Origin of the sequence: Sagittula sp. NFXS13, assembly GCF_040148795.1 — a bacterium.
Classification (GTDB): domain Bacteria; phylum Pseudomonadota; class Alphaproteobacteria; order Rhodobacterales; family Rhodobacteraceae; genus Sagittula; species Sagittula marina.
The window spans coordinates 153,581-173,436 of record NZ_JAGEMH010000007.1 but is presented as its reverse complement, the minus strand read 5'-3'; the positions used below and the strand labels follow the sequence as shown (position 1 = coordinate 173,436).

19 protein-coding genes are annotated in these 19,856 nt (G+C 62.7%); 8 read left to right on the top strand and 11 right to left on the bottom strand.

Going from position 1 to position 19,856, the window contains the following annotated elements; all coding sequences use genetic code 11:
* Nucleotides 1-8 precede the first annotated feature (8 nt).
* The 7 genes from J4E08_RS15305 to J4E08_RS15275 all read right to left on the bottom strand — a co-directional run bounded on the left by J4E08_RS15305 (nt 9) and on the right by J4E08_RS15275 (nt 8,558).
* On the bottom strand, nt 9-1,178 hold the full coding sequence (locus J4E08_RS15305; protein WP_349539234.1) for a vWA domain-containing protein: 1,170 nt from the start codon (nt 1,176-1,178) through the stop codon (nt 9-11).
* The gene (locus J4E08_RS15300; protein ID WP_349539233.1) at nt 1,178-2,032 is read right to left on the bottom strand and encodes an AAA family ATPase; all 855 of its coding nucleotides are present in this window, start codon (nt 2,030-2,032) and stop codon (nt 1,178-1,180) included. The genes J4E08_RS15305 and J4E08_RS15300 overlap by 1 nt, the downstream gene beginning before the upstream one ends.
* 100 nt (nt 2,033-2,132) lie before the next feature.
* Nucleotides 2,133-4,553 carry an aerobic carbon-monoxide dehydrogenase large subunit gene (locus J4E08_RS15295; protein WP_349539232.1) on the bottom strand — a complete coding sequence of 807 codons (2,421 nt, stop codon included), beginning with the start codon at nt 4,551-4,553 and terminating at the stop codon, nt 2,133-2,135.
* Nucleotides 4,550-5,044, bottom strand: a complete 495-nt coding sequence (locus tag J4E08_RS15290; protein WP_349539231.1) for a (2Fe-2S)-binding protein — start codon at nt 5,042-5,044, stop codon at nt 4,550-4,552. The genes J4E08_RS15295 and J4E08_RS15290 overlap by 4 nt, the downstream gene beginning before the upstream one ends.
* 4 nt (nt 5,045-5,048) lie before the next feature.
* Complete coding sequence (locus J4E08_RS15285; protein ID WP_349539230.1) at nt 5,049-5,885, bottom strand: FAD binding domain-containing protein; 837 nt, start codon at nt 5,883-5,885, stop codon at nt 5,049-5,051.
* Nucleotides 5,886-6,130: 245 nt separating this feature from the next.
* Complete coding sequence (locus J4E08_RS15280) at nt 6,131-7,258, bottom strand: MHYT domain-containing protein (RefSeq protein ID WP_349539229.1); 1,128 nt, start codon at nt 7,256-7,258, stop codon at nt 6,131-6,133.
* A 427-nt stretch (nt 7,259-7,685) separates the two neighbouring features.
* Nucleotides 7,686-8,558: a branched-chain amino acid aminotransferase gene (locus J4E08_RS15275; protein ID WP_349539228.1), complete on the bottom strand. Its 873-nt coding sequence runs from the start codon at nt 8,556-8,558 to the stop codon at nt 7,686-7,688.
* 159 nt (nt 8,559-8,717) lie between these two features.
* Here J4E08_RS15275 and J4E08_RS15270 point away from each other — a divergent pair, with 159 nt between their 5' ends.
* The 6 genes from J4E08_RS15270 to dxs all read left to right on the top strand — a co-directional run bounded on the left by J4E08_RS15270 (nt 8,718) and on the right by dxs (nt 14,066).
* A complete protein-coding gene (locus J4E08_RS15270) occupies nt 8,718-9,221 on the top strand; it encodes a MarR family winged helix-turn-helix transcriptional regulator (RefSeq protein ID WP_183965952.1) in 504 nt (167 codons plus the stop codon).
* Nucleotides 9,218-9,919, top strand: coding sequence for a response regulator (locus J4E08_RS15265; protein ID WP_349539227.1), 702 nt, complete (start codon nt 9,218-9,220; stop codon nt 9,917-9,919). The genes J4E08_RS15270 and J4E08_RS15265 overlap by 4 nt, the downstream gene beginning before the upstream one ends.
* 54 nt (nt 9,920-9,973) lie before the next feature.
* Nucleotides 9,974-10,903: a histone deacetylase family protein gene (locus tag J4E08_RS15260; protein ID WP_349539226.1), complete on the top strand. Its 930-nt coding sequence runs from the start codon at nt 9,974-9,976 to the stop codon at nt 10,901-10,903.
* Complete coding sequence (locus tag J4E08_RS15255; RefSeq protein ID WP_183965958.1) at nt 10,900-11,148, top strand: exodeoxyribonuclease VII small subunit; 249 nt, start codon at nt 10,900-10,902, stop codon at nt 11,146-11,148. The genes J4E08_RS15260 and J4E08_RS15255 overlap by 4 nt, the downstream gene beginning before the upstream one ends.
* Nucleotides 11,149-11,153: 5 nt before the next feature.
* Nucleotides 11,154-12,059, top strand: a complete 906-nt coding sequence (locus J4E08_RS15250; RefSeq protein ID WP_349539225.1) for a polyprenyl synthetase family protein — start codon at nt 11,154-11,156, stop codon at nt 12,057-12,059.
* An 81-nt stretch (nt 12,060-12,140) separates the two neighbouring features.
* A complete protein-coding gene (gene dxs, locus J4E08_RS15245; RefSeq protein ID WP_349539224.1) occupies nt 12,141-14,066 on the top strand; it encodes a 1-deoxy-D-xylulose-5-phosphate synthase in 1,926 nt (641 codons plus the stop codon).
* Between the two features lie 39 nt (nt 14,067-14,105).
* Here the strand turns inward: dxs and J4E08_RS15240 are convergent, their stop codons facing one another.
* Nucleotides 14,106-14,717 (bottom strand): exopolysaccharide biosynthesis protein, encoded by a 612-nt coding sequence (locus J4E08_RS15240; protein WP_349539223.1) that lies wholly within the window; start codon nt 14,715-14,717, stop codon nt 14,106-14,108.
* Between the two features lie 3 nt (nt 14,718-14,720).
* Nucleotides 14,721-15,578 (bottom strand): SDR family oxidoreductase, encoded by an 858-nt coding sequence (locus tag J4E08_RS15235; protein WP_349539222.1) that lies wholly within the window; start codon nt 15,576-15,578, stop codon nt 14,721-14,723.
* Nucleotides 15,579-15,761: 183 nt separating this feature from the next.
* Here J4E08_RS15235 and J4E08_RS15230 point away from each other — a divergent pair, with 183 nt between their 5' ends.
* Nucleotides 15,762-16,226 (top strand): transglycosylase SLT domain-containing protein, encoded by a 465-nt coding sequence (locus tag J4E08_RS15230; RefSeq protein WP_183965968.1) that lies wholly within the window; start codon nt 15,762-15,764, stop codon nt 16,224-16,226.
* A gap of 101 nt (nt 16,227-16,327) precedes the next feature.
* Here J4E08_RS15230 and J4E08_RS15225 read toward each other — a convergent pair whose 3' ends face one another.
* The gene (locus J4E08_RS15225) at nt 16,328-17,083 is read right to left on the bottom strand and encodes a class II aldolase and adducin N-terminal domain-containing protein (RefSeq protein WP_349539221.1); all 756 of its coding nucleotides are present in this window, start codon (nt 17,081-17,083) and stop codon (nt 16,328-16,330) included.
* 48 nt (nt 17,084-17,131) lie between these two features.
* Nucleotides 17,132-18,088: a DNA topoisomerase IB gene (locus tag J4E08_RS15220; RefSeq protein WP_349539220.1), complete on the bottom strand. Its 957-nt coding sequence runs from the start codon at nt 18,086-18,088 to the stop codon at nt 17,132-17,134.
* A gap of 142 nt (nt 18,089-18,230) precedes the next feature.
* Between J4E08_RS15220 and J4E08_RS15215 the strand changes: the two genes are divergently transcribed.
* A complete protein-coding gene (locus J4E08_RS15215; RefSeq protein ID WP_349539219.1) occupies nt 18,231-19,715 on the top strand; it encodes an AMP nucleosidase in 1,485 nt (494 codons plus the stop codon).
* The last annotated feature ends 141 nt before the right edge of the window (nt 19,716-19,856 follow it).

The window sequence follows — 19,856 nt, the reverse complement described above, 5'->3', positions numbered from 1 at the left end:
AAAACCTCTCATAACCTCGCGAATTCAGGTTCCAGCCGGGCCAGGGCGTCCAGCGTATTGGCCGGCAGATGTGCGTCCAGATGGGGCAGGGCGGCCTGCATCGCAGCGTTGACAGGCGTGTAATCGCGCCAACCCATCAGCGGGTTCAGCCAGACGATGCGCCGCGTTTTGCGTCGCAGGCGGGCGAGGCTTTGGGACAAGGCCTCGGGCGAGCCGGTGCAGTATCCGTCCGACAGGATCAACACGATGCTGCGTCCGGTCAGCGCATAGCCATGGCGGTCGGTCAGTGTGTTGATCGCGGCGCCAATGTCGGTCCCCCCGCCAAAGCCCTCGGCCATGAGCGAAAGCCGGGTCGCCGCGCGCAGGCTGTCGTGATCCTGCAGGGCCTGTGTCACCCGCATCAACCGCGTGTGAAACAAAAACGCCTCTGCGCCGGTCTGGGCGTCCAGCAGCCCCTTGAGGAAGGCGAGAAACACGGGTGCATAGACTGTCATGCTGCCGGAAACATCACACATCGCCACGATGCGCATCGGGCGCGGTGGCTGGGTGCGATGGTGTAAATCAAACGCGTCGCCCTTGGAAATCGCAGCGCGCAGAGTGCGCCGCATATCAAGCTCGCGTCCCCGTCTGGCTTGCCTGCGCCGCCGGGAACGCCGGTCCCGAATGGCGCGCGCGATTTTCCGGGCAGCGGCTTCGGCCTCTCGCAGCGATGCCTCATCCATCAGATTGCGCAGATCCCGTTGCGACAGCGCCTCCGTCCGGGTCGCAAGCAGATTGCCCTCGACGCCTTCGGCCTCGCCATCCTCCGTGCTGGGGGTCATGTCGGCCTCTGTGTCGTCGCCGCCGGACGACGCAAAGTGCGGTTGCCACAGCGTCGGGCGCGAAGACCTGCTGTGCACACTGGCCTGTGTGGTGCCCTCACGTGTCTTGCCAAGGTTGAACCAAAAGGCATCAAACAGCGCGTCGAAGCCGCGCCAACGGTCCGCATCCGGCACCAGCAACACCTTCAATGCGCGGCGCACTTCCTCGGGGGATAGCGCATCCACATGGGTCAGCGCCTCCAGTGCTGCCGCGCCCTCAGTGGGGCCAAGCGGCATCCCGTTCATCCGCAGATGCGCGATGAAATCAGCCATGCGCTCCGACGGCGTGGCGCGCGCGGGAAAGTGGGTGGTCTGCATCACGCCACCTTGCCCACGATGCGCGCCATGACTTCTGGCGGGCAGGCGTCTCGGTCCGTCGCGGTCTTCAACAGGCAGACCAACGTTGCCTGCAAGGATTTCGGGTCGCCAGACAAATCATTCACACCAAGCCCGGACAGGGCCGCCGCCCAATCCAGCATCTCCGCGATGCCTGGTGTCTTTTCCAACTCTTCGCGGCGCAAAGCCTGCACCACGGCCACGACCTGCTGTGCCAGTCGATGCTCCAGATCAGGGGCGCGGGCGGTCAGGATCGCCAGCTCCGTTTCCCGATCCGGGAAATCCAGATAGGCGTACAAACAGCGCCGCCGCAGCGCGTCCGACAGGTCCCGCGTGCCGTTCGCTGTCAGGATCACCACCGGCTTCGTCACCGCCTTGATCGTGCCCATCTCCGGGATCGTCACCTGGAAGTCCGACAAAACCTCCAGCAAATAGGCCTCGAACTCCATATCCGCGCGGTCGATTTCATCGATCAACAACACCGGCGCTTCTTCTTGCGTAATCGCCTCCAGCAAGGGGCGCTTCAGCAGGTACTTGTCGGAAAACAGCGTGTCCTCTCGCGCCTCCTCTGCGCGGATCGCCAACAACTGTCGCCGATAATTCCACTCGTAAATCGCGTGCGAGGCATCAAGTCCCTCGTAACATTGTAACCGGATCAGCCGCGCGGCCAGCACCCTGGACAGGGCCCGCGCGATCTCTGTCTTGCCCACACCGGCAGGCCCCTCCAACAGCAGCGGTCGCCCCAGCATCAGCGCCAGATGCAGCGCCATCACCAGCGTCTCGTCCGCCACGTACCCCACGCCAGCAAGCGCGTGCTTCAGCTTCGCCTGATCCATAGCCTGCTTCTTTGCTTCGAAAATACTCTGGAGGGGGTCCGGGGGAGGCAAAGCCGCCCCCCGGTCGATCGCCTCGGCACAAAGGCCGAGGGGAAACCCATCATCCGTGCAGCCCCAACTCATCTGCAATGCGCCACACCCGCCAGTGGTCGTGTGGCATATGCGACTGTATCAGACCAAACGCGCGAAAAGCATCGTGCACCGCATTGGAAAACGCCGGAACCGAGCCGACGTTCGGGCTTTCGCCCACACCCTTCGCCCCGATCGGATGGTGCGGCGATGGCGTCACGGTAAAGTCCGTCTGATAGGTCGGCGTCTCCATCGCTGTGGGCACAAAGAAGTCCATCAGCGTCGCGGTCTTGTGGTTGCCCATCTCGTCGTAGGCAATTTCCTGACCCATGGCGATGGCGTAGCCTTCGGTCGCGCCGCCATGCACCTGGCCTTCGATGATCATCGGGTTGACCCGCGTGCCGCAGTCATCCAGCGCATAGAACTTGCGGATTTCGTGCTCGCCCGTGTCAACGTCCAGCTCCATGACGCAGATATACGCGCCAAACGGGTAGGTCATGTTTGGCGGATCGTAATAGCTGACCGCCTCCAACCCCGGCTCGACCCCGGGGATCGCCTGATTGTACGCGGCAAAGGCGATCTCCTTCATGGTCTTGAACCGTTCCGGATTGCCCTTCACCGCAAATCGATCCACGTCGAATTCCACGTCATCGTCGTGCACTTCGAGCAGATAGGCCGCGATCATCTGGGCCTTTGCCTTGATCTTGCGCGAGGCCATGGCCGTGGCCGCCCCCGCAACCGGCATCGAGCGGGAGCCATAGGTGCCCAAGCCATATGGGGCGGTATCGGTGTCGCCTTCCTCCAGCGTGATATCATCGGCCGGGATGCCGATCTCCGAGGCGATGATCTGCGCAAAGGCCGTGGCGTGCCCCTGACCTTGGGAAATGGTGCCAAGCCGCGCAATCGCAGACCCCGTGGGGTGAATACGGATTTCGCAACTGTCGAACATCCCAAGCCCGAGGATATCACAGTTCTTCACCGGCCCCGCGCCGACGATTTCGGTGAAAAACGACAGCCCGACACCCATCAGCTTGCGCGTCTTGCCGGCTTTGAAATCCTCGATCCGTTGGGCTTGTTCAGCCCGCAGGGCCTTGTATTCCACAGCCTCCAGCGCCTTGTCCCATGCGGTGTGATAGTCGCCGCTGTCGTATTCCCATCCCAGCGCAGACTGATAGGGGAACTGCTCTTTCTTGATGAAGTTGATGCGCCGCAGCTCGGCGCTATCCATGTCCAGCTTGATTGCCAGCACTTCGATCATGCGCTCGATGAAATAGGCCGCTTCCGTAACGCGGAACGAACAGCGATAGGCGACACCGCCCGGTGCCTTGTTGGTATAGACCCCGTCCACCGCCAGATACGCCATGGGAATGTCATAAGACCCGGTGCAGATGTTGAAGAACCCGGCCGGGAATTTGGTCGGGTCCGCACAGGCGTCAAAGCCGCCGTGGTCGCCGATCACATGGCAGTGCAGACCGGTGATCTTGCCTTCCTTGGTGGCGGCGATCTTGCCTTTCATCCAGTAATCGCGGGCAAAGGCGGTGGACATCAGATTGTCCATCTTGTCCTCCACCCACTTCACCGGCTTGCCCGTGACGATGGAGGCGACAACCGAACAGACATAGCCGGAATAGGCCCCGACCTTGTTGCCGAAACCGCCGCCAATGTCCGGGGACACCACGCGGATCTTGTGCTCCGGAATTGACGAGATCAGCGAGACAATCGTGCGGATCGCGTGCGGCGCCTGAAACGTCCCGTACAGCGTCAGCTTGCCGGTCACCTTGTCCATCGACGCCACGCAGCCGCAGGTTTCCAGCGGATTGGGGTGCGTGCGGTGGTAATAGACCATCTCCTCGGCCACCACGTCAGCGGTGCTCATCACCTGTTCGGTGGCCGCCTCGTTGCCTTGTTCCCAGGTGAAGATATGGTTGTGATGCTTGCGCGGACCATGTGCGCCTTCGGTCTGGCCTTCGAGGTCTTCGCGCAGCACCGGCGCGTCCGGCTCCAGCGCCTTGAACGGATCGGTGACCACGGGCAGATCTTCGTAATCGACCTCCACCGCTTCGACCCCGTCAGAGGCCGCGTAGCGATCATTGGCCACCACAAAGGCCACTTCCTGCCCCTGGAACAGAACCTTGCCATCGGCCAGCACCATCTGCTTGTCGCCTGCCAGCGTGGGCATCCAGTGCAGGCCCAGCGGCGCAAGATCCTCGGCGGTCAGAACGGCGACCACGCCCGGAATGGCCAGCGCGGCCTCCTTGTTGATGCTTGTGACACGGGCGTGCGCATACGGCGAGCGCACGAAATCGCCGAACAGCATGCCATCCATCTTGATGTCGTCGACGTAGTTGCCCTTGCCTTGGGTAAAGCGCACGTCCTCGACGCGTTTGCGCGCGCAGCCCATGCCCTTGAGGTTCTCGCGGCGTTCCTCGGTGCTTGTGACCTCGTCCTTCATTCCGCGGCCTCTTTCTGCGCGGCAAGCTGGTCAGCAGCGGCCAGCACAGCCTTCACGATGTTCTGGTAACCGGTGCAGCGGCACAGGTTGCCCGCGATGCCAAAGCGCACATCTTCCTCGGTCGGGCTGGGGTGCTCTTGAAGCAGGCGGTGAACGCGGGTGATCATGCCCGGCGTGCAGTATCCGCACTGAAGACCGTGATGCTCTCGGAACATTTCCTGGATCACCGAGAGCGTGCCATCGGGATTGGTCAGCCCTTCGATCGTGGTCACGTCCGCCCCGTTGGCCTGCGCCACAAAGACGGTGCAGGATTTGACCGACTTGCCATCCATATCCACGGTGCAGGCCCCGCAATGCGAGGTCTCGCAGCCGATATGGGGGCCGGTGATGCGCAGGTTTTCGCGCAGAAAGTGGATCAGCAGCGTGCGCGGTTCCGCCAGCCCTTCGACCTCTTCCCCGTTCAGGGTGAACTTGACGTGCATCTTGCTCATGCTCTTAGCCTTTCGCTCGGGTGAGGGCGCGCTCCATGGCGCGACGGATGACAACGCCGGCAACGTGACGTTTGAAGGCGATGGGGCCGCGCATGTCTTCTTGTGGGTCGATGGCCGCGAGGGCCGCAGCCACGGCACCATCCACATCCCCGGCGGCCAGCGCCGTACCGGCTTGCTCGGACCAGATCGGCGTATCGGCAAGGTTGGTCATCGCCACAGAGGCACCATCGCCGTTGACGATCACACCGCAGGCGGCCGTGGCGTAATCCCCGATCTTGCGCTTTTGCTTTTCATAGGCAAAGCCATGACCGGCAGCGGGCAGGGGGATCGTGACCTTTGTCAGGATCTCCTCCTCCTCGCGGGCGGTGAAATAGGCGCTTTCGTAGAACGCCCGGGCCTTGATCTCGCGCGGACCATCCGCACCTTCGACGGTAAAGCGCGCGTCGAGGCACTGCATCAAGCCGGGCATGTCGTTGCCGGGATCGCCGTTGGCGACGTTGCCGCCCAGCGTGCCCATGTAGCGCACTTGCGGATCGGCAATGAGCAATGCGGCCTCGCGAATAATCGGCAAGGCCGTCGCCAGCGCGTCACTGGTGATCAGTTCGTGCTGGGTGGTCATGGCGCCGATGACAACGCTGTCGGATGTGACCTCGATGCCCCGGAGCGACGCGATGTCCTGAAGGTCGATCAGATGCCCGATCTCTGTCATGCGCAGCTTCATCATCGGGATCAGGCTGTGACCACCGGCCACGACCCTGGCCTCGTCCCCATGCGTGTTGAGAATGGAAAGCGCCGACGCAAGGTCGGCCGGCCGATGGTATTCGAACGCCGCTGGTATCACGATCTGTCCCTCCCTGTGGTCATCATGATCTGTGCCGGAATGCTATCCGGTCGCCGATGGGGACAAACGGTTTGGCCATGAAACACAGGGGGTCTTGCACGAAATGCGAATGGGCTGCACGAATGGCGTCCCTTCGGATCTGGTGCGACACCTTTGTCCGGTTCGTTTTGGGCGTGCAGATGCGGCATCTCGTGCCGCAGCGCAGCAGCGCAGAGGGCGGAATCGTGGGACTGGAGGCGCGCGCCTCAGATGCCGAGGGCGCTGCGCACCTCAGACAGGCGCGACCGGCTGACCGGGACCTTTTGCAGCGACGCGGTGGAGGCGAGCAGGCAGACCCCGGTGTCTTTCTTGCGCTCGAACCCGGTGACGAAACTGGGATTGATCAGGTAGCTGCGGTGGCTGCGGATAAAGTGCGACGGCGCCAGACGGCTCTCCGCCTCCGAGATCGACCAGGGGCAGAACAGTTTCTCTGACCCTGCATACAACAAGGTATAATGCCCCTCCGCCCGCACCGCCGCGATGGACTTGCGGTCAAGAAATTGCGTACGCCCTTCTTTCTCGAACGGCACGGGTGGCAGCGAGGGCTCTTCGCTCTCGGGGCCCGGATCGGCTGGCGCGTGTGGCTCCGGGACGGCAGGTGCGCTGACGGCCTCCGTGACCGGGTCCAGAAAACTCACCCCGGTCAGCAGGAACGCCCCGGAGATGACAAAGGCCGTGACAGTGACCCCCATGGCCATCACCTCGTTCGAGATTTCAGGCCCCACGGCAAAGGCGTCATTTGGAACAAAGCCTGTGCCCGTCATCGCAATATAATGCACCGCGCCGACAGAGACCGCGAAACACACCGTCCCAAGCAGCGTGTTGCCCCGCGTCCGCGCGCCATAGGCCACCCAAATCGCCAGGTTCGACAGCAGCAGCGCGCTCAGCACCGACACCGCCACCCCGGTAAAGCCAAAGACCGGCGCGCACAGCTCCATCCCCAGCATTCCGACGTAGTGCATGGCCGCAATGCCAAGGCCCATGATGCTGCCCGCAGTCGTCAAGGTCACAGCGGTCCGGTTGCGGAAATGCAGGATCAGCAGTGCGAGCCCCATCATCAGGATCGCAATGAGCGCCGAGATCAGCGTCATCAGACCATCATAATAAAACCGGATCGGCAGTTCGAGGCCAAGCATCGCAACGAAGTGCATTGACCAGATCCCGCCGCCCAGAACGATGGCCGCGATCACCAAGGTCATCTTGCGCTGCAAATTGGGAAGGCGCGACGCCCCCCGCGTCAAAGACAGGCCGCTGAACCCGGCCATCAAAGCGATGGCCAGAGACGCCATAACAAGCCAGGCGTTATGCGATATCTCCAACAGCGTCTGGTCCATCCCTTTTATACCAAGGGGTAGGGCAACACTGCCTGTCGCGCAACGATCATGGTTGCATCCAGGGTTATAATACATGCGTGGGTTGTTATGCGGCATTGCGGCAGACGCCATGCGCGAAGACCGGTCCCGCTTGGGACGGGGCGGCGTGGCTCGAAGGCTTCAGGGCCATGGTGGCGTGCACCAAGTCACGGCCTGCGAATGGTCGGAAGGCCGCGCCAAACGCCCGGTGCACCGGCGATGAAATTTGGCAGCTCGCATAGGGCGCATCGAGCGACAAGACCGCCTTTGACCCTGCAAGATCGTTTCGGCCTTGGGAAACAATCAAAGCGGCTTTATCACGTCGACATGATGGTCGACGGCCGACATCGGCAAGCACCCGATCCAAACCCAGCCAGGATCGAGTGCTTACACTTTCAAGGTCAGTGCTTTACGCGCGCACGAGCGCTTCATAGGTCTCTGCGATGTCGCGGGTGATCTTGCCCACTTCAAAGACGTAATCGCCAATTTGACCGACGGGCGTGACCTCTGCTGCGGTGCCGGTCAGCCAGCATTGCTCAAAGCCTTCCAGCTCCTCGGGCATGATATGACGCTCATGCACGGTCAGACCCTTTTCCTTCAGCAGCTCGATGACTGTCTGACGGGTCAGACCATTCAGGAAACAATCGGGCAGCGGCGTGTGGACTTCGCCGTCCTTGACGAAAAAGATGTTCGCGCCGGTCGCTTCGGCCACGTAGCCGCGATAGTCCATGAACAAGGCGTCAGAGCAGCCTTTGGCTTCTGCCGCGTGCTTCGAAGTGGTGCAAATCATGTACAGGCCGGCGGCCTTGGCGTGCACGGGGATCGTTTCGGGCGAGGGGCGCTTCCACTTGGAGATATCCAGCTTCGCGCCGACCGTTTTCGCATCGCCGTAGTAGTTGCCCCATGACCATGCCGCGATGGCCAGACGCACGGGGTTGCGCGCCGACGCGACGCCCATGTCAGGGCCCGCGCCGCGCCATGCCACCGCACGCACGTAGGCGTCGGTCAGGCCGTTGGCCTTCAGCACTTCGGCCTTGGCCGCTTCGATCTGGTCAACGGTGTAGGGAATTTCGAAATCCAGGCAGCTTGCGGAATAGTGCAGACGTTCCGAATGCTTGCGCGACAAGAAGATCTTGCCATTATAGGCGCGTTCGCCTTCGAAAACAGAGGAGGCATAATGCAAGCCATGGGTCAGGACATGGACCTGCGCGTTGCGCCAGTCTACCATCTGGCCGTCGAGCCAGATCTTACCGTCGCGGTCATCGTATGAGGCCTCTGCCATCACGTATCTCCTCAGCTTGCGTCACGAGCAATTGTCGAAAGTTGCGCAAAAAGGGTCGTGTATGGACACATAGTTGCGCCTTAGCTGGCGATCGCTACCAATTCGCGCTTGGAATGTCAACAAGGCTGACTTAAAATGCCTGAAAAGACGGAGGCAGTTATGGCCGAAGGGCGAGCAGGGCAGGGCGAGAGTCTTCTGTACCTGACGGACGAGCAATTGCGCCAGGGTGCGGAGGCGATGTTTTTCGCCTACCGCGGCTTTACCGCCGACCCGGACAGAATCCTCGCCGGGCTGAGTTATGGTCGCGCGCATCACCGCGCCCTGCACTTTATCCATGGCGCGCCGGGAACGACGGTCAACAACCTGCTGGCCATTCTGGGCGTGACCAAGCAATCGTTGAACCGGGTATTGCGGTCCCTCATCGAGGATGGGCTGGTGGAAAGCCGCGTGGGGCGCACGGACAAACGGGAACGCCATTTGTACCTGACAGCCGAGGGCGAAGACCTTGAGCGTGAGCTGACAGACGCGCAACGTCTGCGCATGCGGGCGGCCTTTCGCGACGCCGGGCCAGAGGCCGTGGCCGGGTTCCGGCGCGTTCTCGAAGCGATGATGGACCCGGAGATGCGTCATCAGTATCAAAGGCTCAGGGAGGGCCGGGGATGAGTGACGGTGATGCACATCTGTTGATCGTCGATGACGATGAGCGCATTCGAGGGCTTTTGCAGAAATTCCTGATGCGAAATGGGTTTCTGGTCAGCGCGGCGCGCGACGCAGCCCATGCGCGGCGGCTTCTGACCGGTCTGGATTTCGATATGCTGGTTCTGGATGTGATGATGCCGGGCGAGGATGGCGTCAGCCTGACGCGCGGGGTCCGGGAAACCTCTACGGTGCCGATTCTGTTGCTGACCGCCCGGTCTGAAACGGAGGACCGCATCAAGGGGCTGGAGGCCGGGGCGGACGACTACCTCGCCAAGCCCTTTGAGCCAAAGGAATTGCTGTTGCGGATCAACGCCATTTTGCGGCGGATGCCCGACGTCAACCCGCAAGAAACCGCACCCAAGCTGTTGACGCTCGGCGATATCCGGTACGACATTGAACGCAGCGAGATGTGGCAGGGGGAGGAGCTGGTGCGCCTCACCGCGACAGAGGCGCAGTTGATGCGGATTTTCTCGGCCAAGCCGGGAGAGGCGCTGAGTCGCTCGACCCTCGTCGAAGAGCTGGGGCGTGACAAAGGCCAGGCGCAGGAGCGCGCGGTCGATGTGCAGATCACCCGCCTTCGGCGCAAGTTGGAGACCGACCCGAAACAGCCGCGCTACCTGCAAACGGTACGCGGATCGGGCTACATGCTGGCACCTGACTGACGTGTCAGGAGTTAACGTTTTGCCAAGAACGAAAAATGAAGGGGAGGCGCGCATATGGCGACGGCATTGATCACCCACGCGGACGGTTTGGACCACGTCACGCCGAGCGGCCACCCGGAACGGGTGGCGCGGTTGGAACATGTGCTGCATGCGTTGCAGCCGCTGGAATTGCAGCGTGTGACGGCGCGGGAGGCCAGCGAAGAAGAGCTGCTGCGCTGCCATCCGCAGAGCTACATTGACCGGGTGCGCAACGCCGTGCCGGAACGTGGGCAGCACCAGCTCGATTCGGACACATGGCTGTCGCCGGGGTCCTTTCGGGCGGCATCGCGCGCGGCGGGCGGTGCCTGCCAGGCGGTGGACATGGTGCTGGGCGGCGAGGTGGCCAACGTCTTTTGCGCCACGCGGCCACCGGGTCACCATGCGGAGCGTGAGACCCCCATGGGCTTTTGCCTGTTCGGCACGGCGGCCATCGCGGCCAAACACGCCTTGGAGCATCACGGGTTGTCACGGGTGGCCGTCGTTGATTTCGACGTGCATCACGGCAACGGCACGCAGGATCTGCTCTGGGATGAGGCGCGGGCGCTGTTCATCACCTCGCAGCAGATGCCGCTTTGGCCCGGCAGTGGCGCGCCTGAGCAGCGCGGCGCGCATGACAACGTGATGAACTTGCCTTTGCCGCCGGAAACCGGCGGGGCAGAGATGAAGACGCGGTACGAGGCGGAGGCCTTTCCCCGGCTGCGTGCTTTCGATCCCGAATTGCTGATCATTTCCGCCGGGTTCGACGCGCATCAGGACGATCCGCTCGCCAACCTCAACTGGACGGTGGAAGACTTCCGCTGGATCACCGAACAGCTTTGCGAGATCGCGCAGACCTCCGCCGCTGGCGGGCGCGTGGTCTCGACTTTGGAAGGCGGGTATGATCTTGCGGGCCTGAGCGCGTCGGCGAAGGCGCATGTGGAAGTGTTGATGGAGGCGGGCGCATGAGCGAAGCGCAAACACCGGTCGAAGAGATGTCATTCGAGCAGGCCATGGCCGAGTTGGAGCGCGTCGTTGGCGCGTTGGAGCGCGGCGACGTTGCGCTCGAAGACTCCATCACGCTTTATGAACGCGGTGCCAAGCTGAAGGCGCACTGCGACCGCAAGCTGAAGGACGCCGAGGAAAAGGTCGCCGCCATCACGCTGGACGGCGAGGGCAATCCCGTGGGGGCGAAGCCGGTCGAAGGGCTCTGACGCCCATGCAGCAGGACACGGCAGACAGCGCAGCCGATACAAAGCCCCTGAGCTTTGAGGCCGCGCGCAACCGGGCGGCAGAGCTGGCCATCGGGCAGGTGATCTACGCGCTTCAGGGCTTGCCCGGTCCCGTGCCGGAGGCGATGCGCTATGCCATCGACGGCGGCAAGGCGCTGCGCGGATTCCTTGTGATCGAAAGCGCACGTCTGTTTGGCATCGACCGATCGCTGTCCGCGCCGGCGGCAGGGGCCATTGAGGCGCTGCATGCCTACAGCCTGGTACATGACGATCTTCCTTGCATGGATGATGACGACATGCGCCGTGGCAAACCTACGGTGCACCGCGCGTGGGATGAAACCACGGCCGTTCTGGCGGGTGACGCGCTGCAAGCGTTGGCATTTGAATTATGCGCGCAGGCTGGGTGCCCCCCTGACCGGCGCCTGGAGCTGGTTCTGAGCCTCAGCACGGCCTCCGGCATGCGCGGCATGGTCGGCGGGCAGGCGATGGACATCGCCGCCGAAAGCACCGAAACGCCTTTGGATCTGGATGAAATCACTGCTTTGCAATCGGGCAAGACCGGCGCGCTGATTCGCTGGTCCTGTACCGCCGGTGCGATCATGGCCGGCCAGCCGACTGAGCCGTTGCGCCGCTATGGCGATTGCCTCGGGCTTGCCTTTCAGATCTGGGACGATGTGCTCGACGTCGAGGGCGACGCCGATACGGTGGGCAAGGCCGTGGGCAAGGACGAGGGCCGCGGCAAGGCGACCTTTGTCAGCCTCATGGGTCTGGACGGCGCAAAGCAGCGCGCTGCAGAGCTTGTGCACGAGGCCTGCACATCCCTGGACACTTATGGAGCACAGGCCGACTGCTTGCGCGAAGCCGCCCGCTTCGTTATTTCACGCCGGAATTGACGCCCTGTTTTACGCCGCTCTCCGTGGTTTTCGCGCGCCGCCGCATTACCATTGCACGGATATTTATCAGCCGGAGGACACATGTCCCAGCGACCCGACACGCCCCACCTCGACCGAGTGCACCTGCCTTCGGATCTAAAGCAGTTTTCCGATGCCGAGTTGCACGAGGTAGCGCGCGAATTGCGGGCCGAGACGATCTCCGCCGTCTCCGAAACCGGCGGACACCTTGGCGCGGGTCTGGGTGTGATCGAGCTGACCGTGGCGCTGCACAGCGTGTTCGACGCGCCACGGGACAAGATCATCTGGGACGTGTCGCACCAGTGTTACCCGCACAAGATCCTGACCGGGCGACGCGAACGCATTCGGACCATTCGACAGAAGGACGGTCTCTCCGGGTTCACCAAGCGATCCGAGTCGCCGTACGATCCCTTCGGCGCGGCGCATTCGTCGACCTCGATTTCCGCGGCATTGGGCTTTGCCGTTGCCCGTGATCTGGGCGGCGCATCCGAGACCGGGCATGGCGACGCCATCGCGGTGATCGGCGACGGCGCGATGAGCGCGGGCATGGCCTTCGAGGCGATGAACAACGCGGGCCACCTTGGCAAACGCCTGATCGTGATCCTCAATGACAACGAGATGAGCATCGCGCCCCCGACCGGCGCCCTGTCGTCTTACCTGACGCGGCTGTATGCCGAGGCCCCGTTCCAGGACCTCAAGGCCGTGGCCAAAGGGGCCATGGGGTTCCTGCCACCACCGTTTCAAGAGGGGGCCAAGCGCGCCAAGGAAATGCTCAAGGGCATGGCCATGGGGGGCACGTTGTTCGAGGAACTGGGCTTCAGCTATCTCGGGCCGGTTGACGGTCATGATCTGGACCAGCTTTTGCCGATCCTGCGCGCCGTCAAGTCGCGCGCGACCGGGCCTATCCTGATCCACGCGCTGACCAAGAAGGGCAAGGGCTACAGCCACGCGGAGCACGCCCCGGACAAGGGCCATGCCCGCGCAAAGTTCGATGTCGTGACGGGTGAGCAGAAAAAGGCCCCGTCCAACGCGCCGGGTTACACCAAGGTCTTTGCCGAGGCCCTGATGCAAGAGGCCGCCGAGGACAGCCGCATCTGCGCCATCACCGCAGCGATGCCCGATGGGACGGGGCTTGATCTGTTCGCGGAGCGGTACCCCTCGCGCACCTTCGACGTGGGCATTGCCGAGCAACATGGCGTGACCTTCTGCGCCGGTCTGGCCGCAGGCGGGATGCGTCCGTTCTGCGCAATCTATTCGACCTTTCTGCAACGTGGCTACGATCAGGTGGTGCATGACGTTGCGATCCAGCGACTGCCCGTGCGCTTTGCCATCGACCGTGCCGGTCTGGTCGGGGCCGACGGGGCAACCCATGCGGGATCTTACGACACAGCGTTTTTGACGAACCTGCCGGGCTTTGTCGTGATGGCCGCTGCCGATGAGGCGGAGCTTAAACATATGGTGCGCACCGCGGCCGCGCATGATGACGGGCCGATTGCCTTCCGCTATCCCCGTGGCGAAGGCGTTGGCGTCGAGATGCCGGAACGCGGCCAGATCCTGGAGATCGGCAAGGGCCGGGTGATGAAGGAGGGCACGCGCGTGGCGCTTCTGTCCTTTGGCACGCGGCTTGCGGAATGTCTGACTGCGTCCGAGGCGCTGGAGGCGCGCGGCGTCTCTGTCACCGTTGTGGATGCCCGCTTTGCCAAGCCGTTGGACGAGGCGCTGATCTTGCGTCTTGCTCGGGAACATGAGGCGCTCGTCACGGTCGAAGAGGGTGCCGTGGGTGGGTTCGGCTCTCATGTGGCGCAGCTTTTGGCGGAAAACGCTGTGTTTGACCGTGGACTGAAGTACCGCAGCATGGTGCTCCCCGATATCTTTGTCGATCAGGCCAGCCCACGGGACATGTACGCCGTCGCCAAACTGAACGCCGAGGATATCGAGGCGAAAGTCCTGGGCACCTTGGGCGTCGATGTGTTGGACAAGCGTGCGTGATGATCCGAAAGGGTCGGGGATATCCCCGACCCGCGCGCGTCACACCAGGCCGATCCAGAGCAGCAGCAGGATCAGATAAAGCACGGTGGCCTGCACATAGCCGGCCACCATGTAGATGCCGTCGCGGACCATCAGCCCGTACATGATCATCGCCACAGCCCCGGCACTGAAACTGGTGACAAAGGGCAGCAGCTCCAGCGGTGGCCAGCTAATGGCAATGAGCGTCGTGGTCAGATACGCCAACAGCCGCGCCGGACCACTTGTCAGAAACCGCAACCGGTTGTGGCTATGCTTGTCCATAAACGCTGCCGGTTTGCGCAGCCAGCTCACGGCCTTTGACATGCGTGACGAGGGCACCGAGCGACGGCTGAGAAACCCCGGCAGCCACAAGTGTTTGCGTCCGATCAGCGCCTGAAGCGTGATAAGCAGAACGATAAGTCCGCCAAGCGTCGGCATCAACGGAATGCCAGACAGTGGCGACACCAGCACCACGCAGGGAACCAGGATCACAGTCGGAAACGACCGTGCGCCGACCTTTGACAGCACATTTTCAACGGAGACACGCTCCTGCCCTTCGTCGGGGCACATGGCGTCAAGCAGATCGCCGAGGCTTTCGGGGGGCGCCGGCTGATGGCTGTCAAGCTTGGGCATCGCTCAGCCCTCTGCTGCAAGCAGGGCGCGCAGGCCGAACTTGTAATCCGGGTATTTCAGCGTCACGCCCAGATCCTCATGCAAGCGCGTATTATCGACGCGCTTGTTGTCGGCGTAGAAGCTGCGCGCCATGGGCGACATGTCCGCATCCTCGAAATCGACCTCGGGCGGCAGCGGCAGGCCAAGCAGTTCCGCGGCATAGGCCAGCACGTCTTGTGGCGGGGCAGGGTCGTTGTCGCAAACATTGTAGGCCGCGCCGGGGTTGGGGCGGGCCATCGACGCGCGCAGCGTGCGGGCAATGTCCTCGCCATGGATTCGAGAAAAGACCTGACCCGGTTTTATGATGCGCCGGGCGGTGCCATTGCGCACTTTCTCAAACGGGCCACGCCCGGGGCCGTAAATCCCCGCGAGGCGAAAGATATGCACCGGCAGATCCGGGATCGCGGCCCACTGCGCTTCGGCGTCGATCCGGGCGCGGGCGCGCCGGGACTGGCCGTTCAGCGGAGCAGTCTCATCCACCCATGCGCCGTCCGCATCGCCATAGACGCCGGTGGTGGACAGGTAGCCCACCCATGTCAGACGGTTTGCGGCACGGGCGATCTCGTCCCCGATCAGGGCAAGTGACGGGTCGCCGTCGTCATCTGGCGCCGCGCTGACGAGGACATGAGAGGCCTGCGACAAGGCCTCTGCCACCGCGTCGCGGGTCCAGAGCACAGGCTCGACCCCGCTGGCGCGCAACCTGTCGAATTTGTCAGGAGAACGGGTGGTGCCAAGCACCCGCCAGCCGCCTTCGGCCAGCAAGTCATCAGCGAGAAAGCCGGCCGAGAAGCCATGGCCAAGGGAAAGAAGCGTCTGTGTCATTGCGCATAGGTGGCGCGCGGAGGCGTGTTTGGCAAGGGTTTGTGGTCCGCACGATGGCCACGCCACGCACCGGGCATGACCCTCGATCTGGCAAGGGTTCGCCTATGCCGCGCCTAAAGACTCCCCAGAACCGCGATCCCGGCGTAAGAGCCAATCAGGATCAACCGCCTTTAGAGGATGTCCATGCTGCGTATCCTGATCGTCACCGCCCTGATGGGCCTCGCTGGCTGCGCCAGTGCACCTGAGCCGGAACAGGCCCTGCCGCAAGTCGAGGCCATGCCGCTTTTCCCGAATGAAACGCCCGAACTGCGTGCCAAGATCAACAAATGGTCAGATCACTACGAGCTGCCGCGCGGTCTGGTGCATCGTCTGGCGATACGCGAAAGCACGCATAATCCGAAAGCACGCAACGGCCCGTACTGGGGGCTGTTCCAGATCCTCCCGGCGACCGCCCGTGGGATGGGCTTTCAAGGGTCGAACTCCGACCTTCTGAATGCGGACGTGAACCTGAGATACGCGCTGAAGTACCTCAAAGGGGCCTATCTGGTGTCCGACGGCGATTGGGACGATTCGATCAAATGGTACGCCCGGGGCTATTACTACGAGGCCAAGCGTAAGGGCCTGCTGCACGAAACCGGGCTGCGGTAACGCTGATTGGCTGCGGTGTCGGGGGCGCTGCCCCCCGGCCTGTGGCCTCTCCCCGACTATTTCAAAGGCACAGAGGCCGGGCGCGTGGTTCTGTTGCTTGCCTAGCTGGCGTAATTGGCGCCTTCCTCGTCCAGGATCGCTTTGAGTTCGGCCAGGTGGCGCAAATCCTGTTCCGGGTAAGCCTCCAGCTCCTGCGCGGTTTTCTCGGCCACCTCATCGGACAAGACATCCAGCGGCTGCCCGGTTTGCAGCGCCATGATGTAGGTCTGCGTGGCACGTTCAAAGTAGAACATCCGGTTGAATGTTTCGGCCACGGTGTCACCGATGACCATGACGCCGTGATTGCCCATGACAAGGGTTTTCACCTTCGGATCGACCAGCAGTTGGGCGCAGCGAGCCCCTTCTTCCTCGAACGCCAAGCCGCCGTACTCTTCGTCGATGGCAATGCGGTTGTAGAAGGTGGCGCAGTTCTGGTCGATGGGCGGCAAGCGCTTGTCCTTGAGGCTGGCGAGGACGGTTGCATAGGGGGAATGCACGTGGATGGCACAGCGCGCGTGGGGGCAGTGGCGGTGCAGGCCACCGTGCAGCCCCCAAGCGGTCGGGTCCGGCGCGCCCGGTCGGTTCAGCGTGTCGGGATCGTTGGCATCGACCACGATCAGATCAGACGCCTTGATGCGTTGAAAATGCATCTGATTGGGATTCATCAGGAATTTCGTGCCGTCGTCGTTGATTGCCAGCGAAAAATGGTTCGCGACCGCTTCGTGCATGTTCAGCCGGGCGGTCCAGCGAAAGGCGGCGGCGAGATCGACGCGTTCTTGCCAGAAATCGAGGTTGGCGAGGTTTTGTGGTGCGGTCATCGGGGCCTCCTTTGGATGCGGACATTGCACGCGTCCGGGCCGCGGATGTCAACGCAAGAGGTAAAGCAGGCGGGCCTCGCTGCGGCGCAGTCCGCGAATATCGGGCGCCTGTGCCAAATCCACAGGCCTGTCGCTCAAGGCGATCACATCAGGATGGATGTAGCTTTTGCGGGCAATGGCCGGGGTGTTGTGCAGTCGCGCGGCGGCGGCTTCGGTCATCGCCTTGATGGTCGGCGTTTCGCTGGCTTCGGCGGCTTCCAACGCGGCAGTGCTGCCGTTCCAGGTGCGAAAGGTCTTGGCGGTGACGTCTTCGCCCATCGCATCACAGAGGTAGGCGTTCACCTCCTCTGACGTCACGGCGCGGGGCGTGTCGCCGTCCAGCCACGTCACCAGCTCCGGCCCCGGTATGTCGCCAAGGCGCGTCAGGATCCGGTTCAGCGTGTGGTCGTTCAGCGTCTTGTCCACCTTCTTGCCGCCCTTCGCGGTGTAGGCGAGCCTGATCTTGTTGCCGTCGAGTTTCAGGTGCTTCTGGCGCAGCGTCGTGGCCCCGTAGGTTTTGTTGTCTCGCGCGTAGTCGGTATGACCAACGCGCAGCGAGGCCCGGTCAAGCAGGGCAAGGATGGCAGCAATGGCGAATGCGTGGTCGCCGGCTTCGTTCTCTCGCAGGGTATTGCGAATGCGGCGGCGCAAGGCGGGGAGCGCCTCGCCAAAAGCCGCCAGTTGATCGTATTTCTGAGCATCCCGCCAAACCCGCCAGTCAGGATGATAGCGGTATTGCTTGCGCTCCCGCGAGTCGCGGCCGGTGGCTTGCAAATGGCCTTGGGGCAGGGGGCAGATCCAGACGTCTTCGTAGGCTGGCGGCACGGCGAGCGCCTCGATGCGCCGGCGTTCCTTCGTGGCCTCGATGCGGGTCCCGTCCGGGGCGAGATAGGAAAATCCGCGCCCACGCCGTTGCCTGCGGATGCCGGGCTTCGAATCGGGGTAGTAGGTCAGGGAATGGCTCATGCCGGGCAAACCCGCGACACAGTCAGGCGGTTCCCGTCCTTTGTGGGAAAACGCTTGGCAGGCCGCAACGTGATTTGCACCTGCGGTTGCGCCCCCCGCGACAAGCTGTCAACGTCATTCAAAACAAGAGAATGAGACCGCCATGCAGGACCAAGCTGACCCGATGTTGACCGAAATCCCTGACCTGCCCGAGGCGGAGCTGTTCGACGATCCGCGCGCGGCTGTGGATCGCCTCTGCGAACTTTACGACACGTCGGCCGAGTTCCTGCGCGACCGGTTCATGACCGCGATGACCGAGGGGCATCCCGGCAAGCGCGTGCGCGCCTTCTACCCGGAGGTCAGGTTCACCACCTCCAGTTTCGGCAAAGTGGACAGCCGCCTGTCCTTTGGACATGTGACCTCGCCCGGCACGTACGCCACCACCGTGACGCGACCGGGGATGTTTCGTCATTACCTGCGCCAGCAAATAAGCCTGCTGCTGGCGAACCATGGAGTGAAGATCCAGATTGGTTTGTCCGACACGCCCATGCCGGTGCATTTCGCGGTGGCGAACTTCCCAGAGGTCACCGTCCCGCAGGAGGGGGCTGCGGATTTCGTGCTGCGCGACGTGTTCGATGTTCCGGACCTCAGCACCACCAACGATGACATCGTGAACGGTGTGGTGATGACCGCGCCTGGGGATGCCATGCCGCTGGCGCCCTTCACGGCGCAGCGCGTGGATTATTCGCTGGCGCGTCTGGCGCATTACACTGCGACAGACCCGGCGCATTTTCAGAACCACGTTCTTTTTACCAACTATCAGTTTTACGTATCGGAGTTCGAAGCGTACGCTCGCGCGGCGCTGGCGGATGAAGCAAGCGGCTACACCGGGTTTGTTTCCACCGGGAATGTAGAGATCACGACGCCTGATGCGCCGCTGGACGTCCCCGCGCGTCTGCCGCAGATGCCGACCTATCACCTGAAACGTGCGGATGGGTCGGGCATCACGCTGGTGAACATCGGTGTCGGGCCGTCCAACGCCAAGACGGCGACGGACCATATCGCCGTACTGCGCCCCCACGCCTGGCTGATGGTCGGACATTGCGCGGGCCTGCGCAATTCGCAAAGCCTTGGGGATTTTGTGCTGGCCCATGCCTACTTGCGCGAAGACAAGGTGCTCGACGATGATTTGCCCGTCTGGGTGCCGATCCCGGCCTTGGCTGAAATTCAGGTTGCTTTGGAAAAAGCCGTGGCCGAGGAAACTGCGCTGGACGGCTACGATCTCAAACGGATCATGCGGACAGGAACCGTGGCGACAGTGGACAACCGCAATTGGGAATTGCGTGACACGTCCGGCCCGGTTCAGCGCCTGTCGCAATCGCGGGCCATTGCCTTGGATATGGAATCGGCGACCATCGCGGCCAATGGCTTTCGGTTCAGGGTGCCCTACGGGACATTGCTTTGTGTGTCGGACAAGCCGCTGCATGGTGAGTTGAAGCTGCCGGGCATGGCCTCCGACTTCTACAAGACGCAGGTGGCGCGGCATCTCAGAATCGGGATCAGGGCGATGGAAACGCTGCGAGACATGCCGTTGGAGCGTATACATTCGCGCAAATTGCGTTCCTTTGAGGAAACTGCGTTCCTTTGACGCTGGGGAAGGTACTACAAAATGCACAATATCTCAGGAAGTATGGCCACGAATTATTGTGTTTCCCAACCATATCCGGTTTTAATGCGCGCCGGAGGCCCAAGGAAACAAGGGCAGTGAAGGCGCGTCTGGCCAACGACC

What these genes read in the sequence shown, in the direction of transcription:
- J4E08_RS15305 (WP_349539234.1), bottom strand. Translation starts at nt 1,178, where the DNA reads ATGCAGACCACCCACTTTCCCGCGCGCGCCACGCCGTCGGAGCGCATG.
- J4E08_RS15300 (WP_349539233.1), bottom strand. Translation starts at nt 2,032, where the DNA reads ATGGATCAGGCGAAGCTGAAGCACGCGCTTGCTGGCGTGGGGTACGTG.
- J4E08_RS15295 (WP_349539232.1), bottom strand. Translation starts at nt 4,553, where the DNA reads ATGAAGGACGAGGTCACAAGCACCGAGGAACGCCGCGAGAACCTCAAG.
- J4E08_RS15290 (WP_349539231.1), bottom strand. Translation starts at nt 5,044, where the DNA reads ATGAGCAAGATGCACGTCAAGTTCACCCTGAACGGGGAAGAGGTCGAA.
- J4E08_RS15280 (WP_349539229.1), bottom strand. Translation starts at nt 7,258, where the DNA reads ATGGACCAGACGCTGTTGGAGATATCGCATAACGCCTGGCTTGTTATG.
- J4E08_RS15275 (WP_349539228.1), bottom strand. Translation starts at nt 8,558, where the DNA reads ATGGCAGAGGCCTCATACGATGACCGCGACGGTAAGATCTGGCTCGAC.
- J4E08_RS15270 (WP_183965952.1), top strand. Translation starts at nt 8,718, where the DNA reads ATGGCCGAAGGGCGAGCAGGGCAGGGCGAGAGTCTTCTGTACCTGACG.
- J4E08_RS15265 (WP_349539227.1), top strand. Translation starts at nt 9,218, where the DNA reads ATGAGTGACGGTGATGCACATCTGTTGATCGTCGATGACGATGAGCGC.
- J4E08_RS15260 (WP_349539226.1), top strand. Translation starts at nt 9,974, where the DNA reads ATGGCGACGGCATTGATCACCCACGCGGACGGTTTGGACCACGTCACG.
- J4E08_RS15255 (WP_183965958.1), top strand. Translation starts at nt 10,900, where the DNA reads ATGAGCGAAGCGCAAACACCGGTCGAAGAGATGTCATTCGAGCAGGCC.
- J4E08_RS15250 (WP_349539225.1), top strand. Translation starts at nt 11,154, where the DNA reads ATGCAGCAGGACACGGCAGACAGCGCAGCCGATACAAAGCCCCTGAGC.
- dxs (WP_349539224.1), top strand. Translation starts at nt 12,141, where the DNA reads ATGTCCCAGCGACCCGACACGCCCCACCTCGACCGAGTGCACCTGCCT.
- J4E08_RS15240 (WP_349539223.1), bottom strand. Translation starts at nt 14,717, where the DNA reads ATGCCCAAGCTTGACAGCCATCAGCCGGCGCCCCCCGAAAGCCTCGGC.
- J4E08_RS15235 (WP_349539222.1), bottom strand. Translation starts at nt 15,578, where the DNA reads ATGACACAGACGCTTCTTTCCCTTGGCCATGGCTTCTCGGCCGGCTTT.
- J4E08_RS15230 (WP_183965968.1), top strand. Translation starts at nt 15,762, where the DNA reads ATGCTGCGTATCCTGATCGTCACCGCCCTGATGGGCCTCGCTGGCTGC.
- J4E08_RS15225 (WP_349539221.1), bottom strand. Translation starts at nt 17,083, where the DNA reads ATGACCGCACCACAAAACCTCGCCAACCTCGATTTCTGGCAAGAACGC.
- J4E08_RS15220 (WP_349539220.1), bottom strand. Translation starts at nt 18,088, where the DNA reads ATGAGCCATTCCCTGACCTACTACCCCGATTCGAAGCCCGGCATCCGC.
- J4E08_RS15215 (WP_349539219.1), top strand. Translation starts at nt 18,231, where the DNA reads ATGCAGGACCAAGCTGACCCGATGTTGACCGAAATCCCTGACCTGCCC.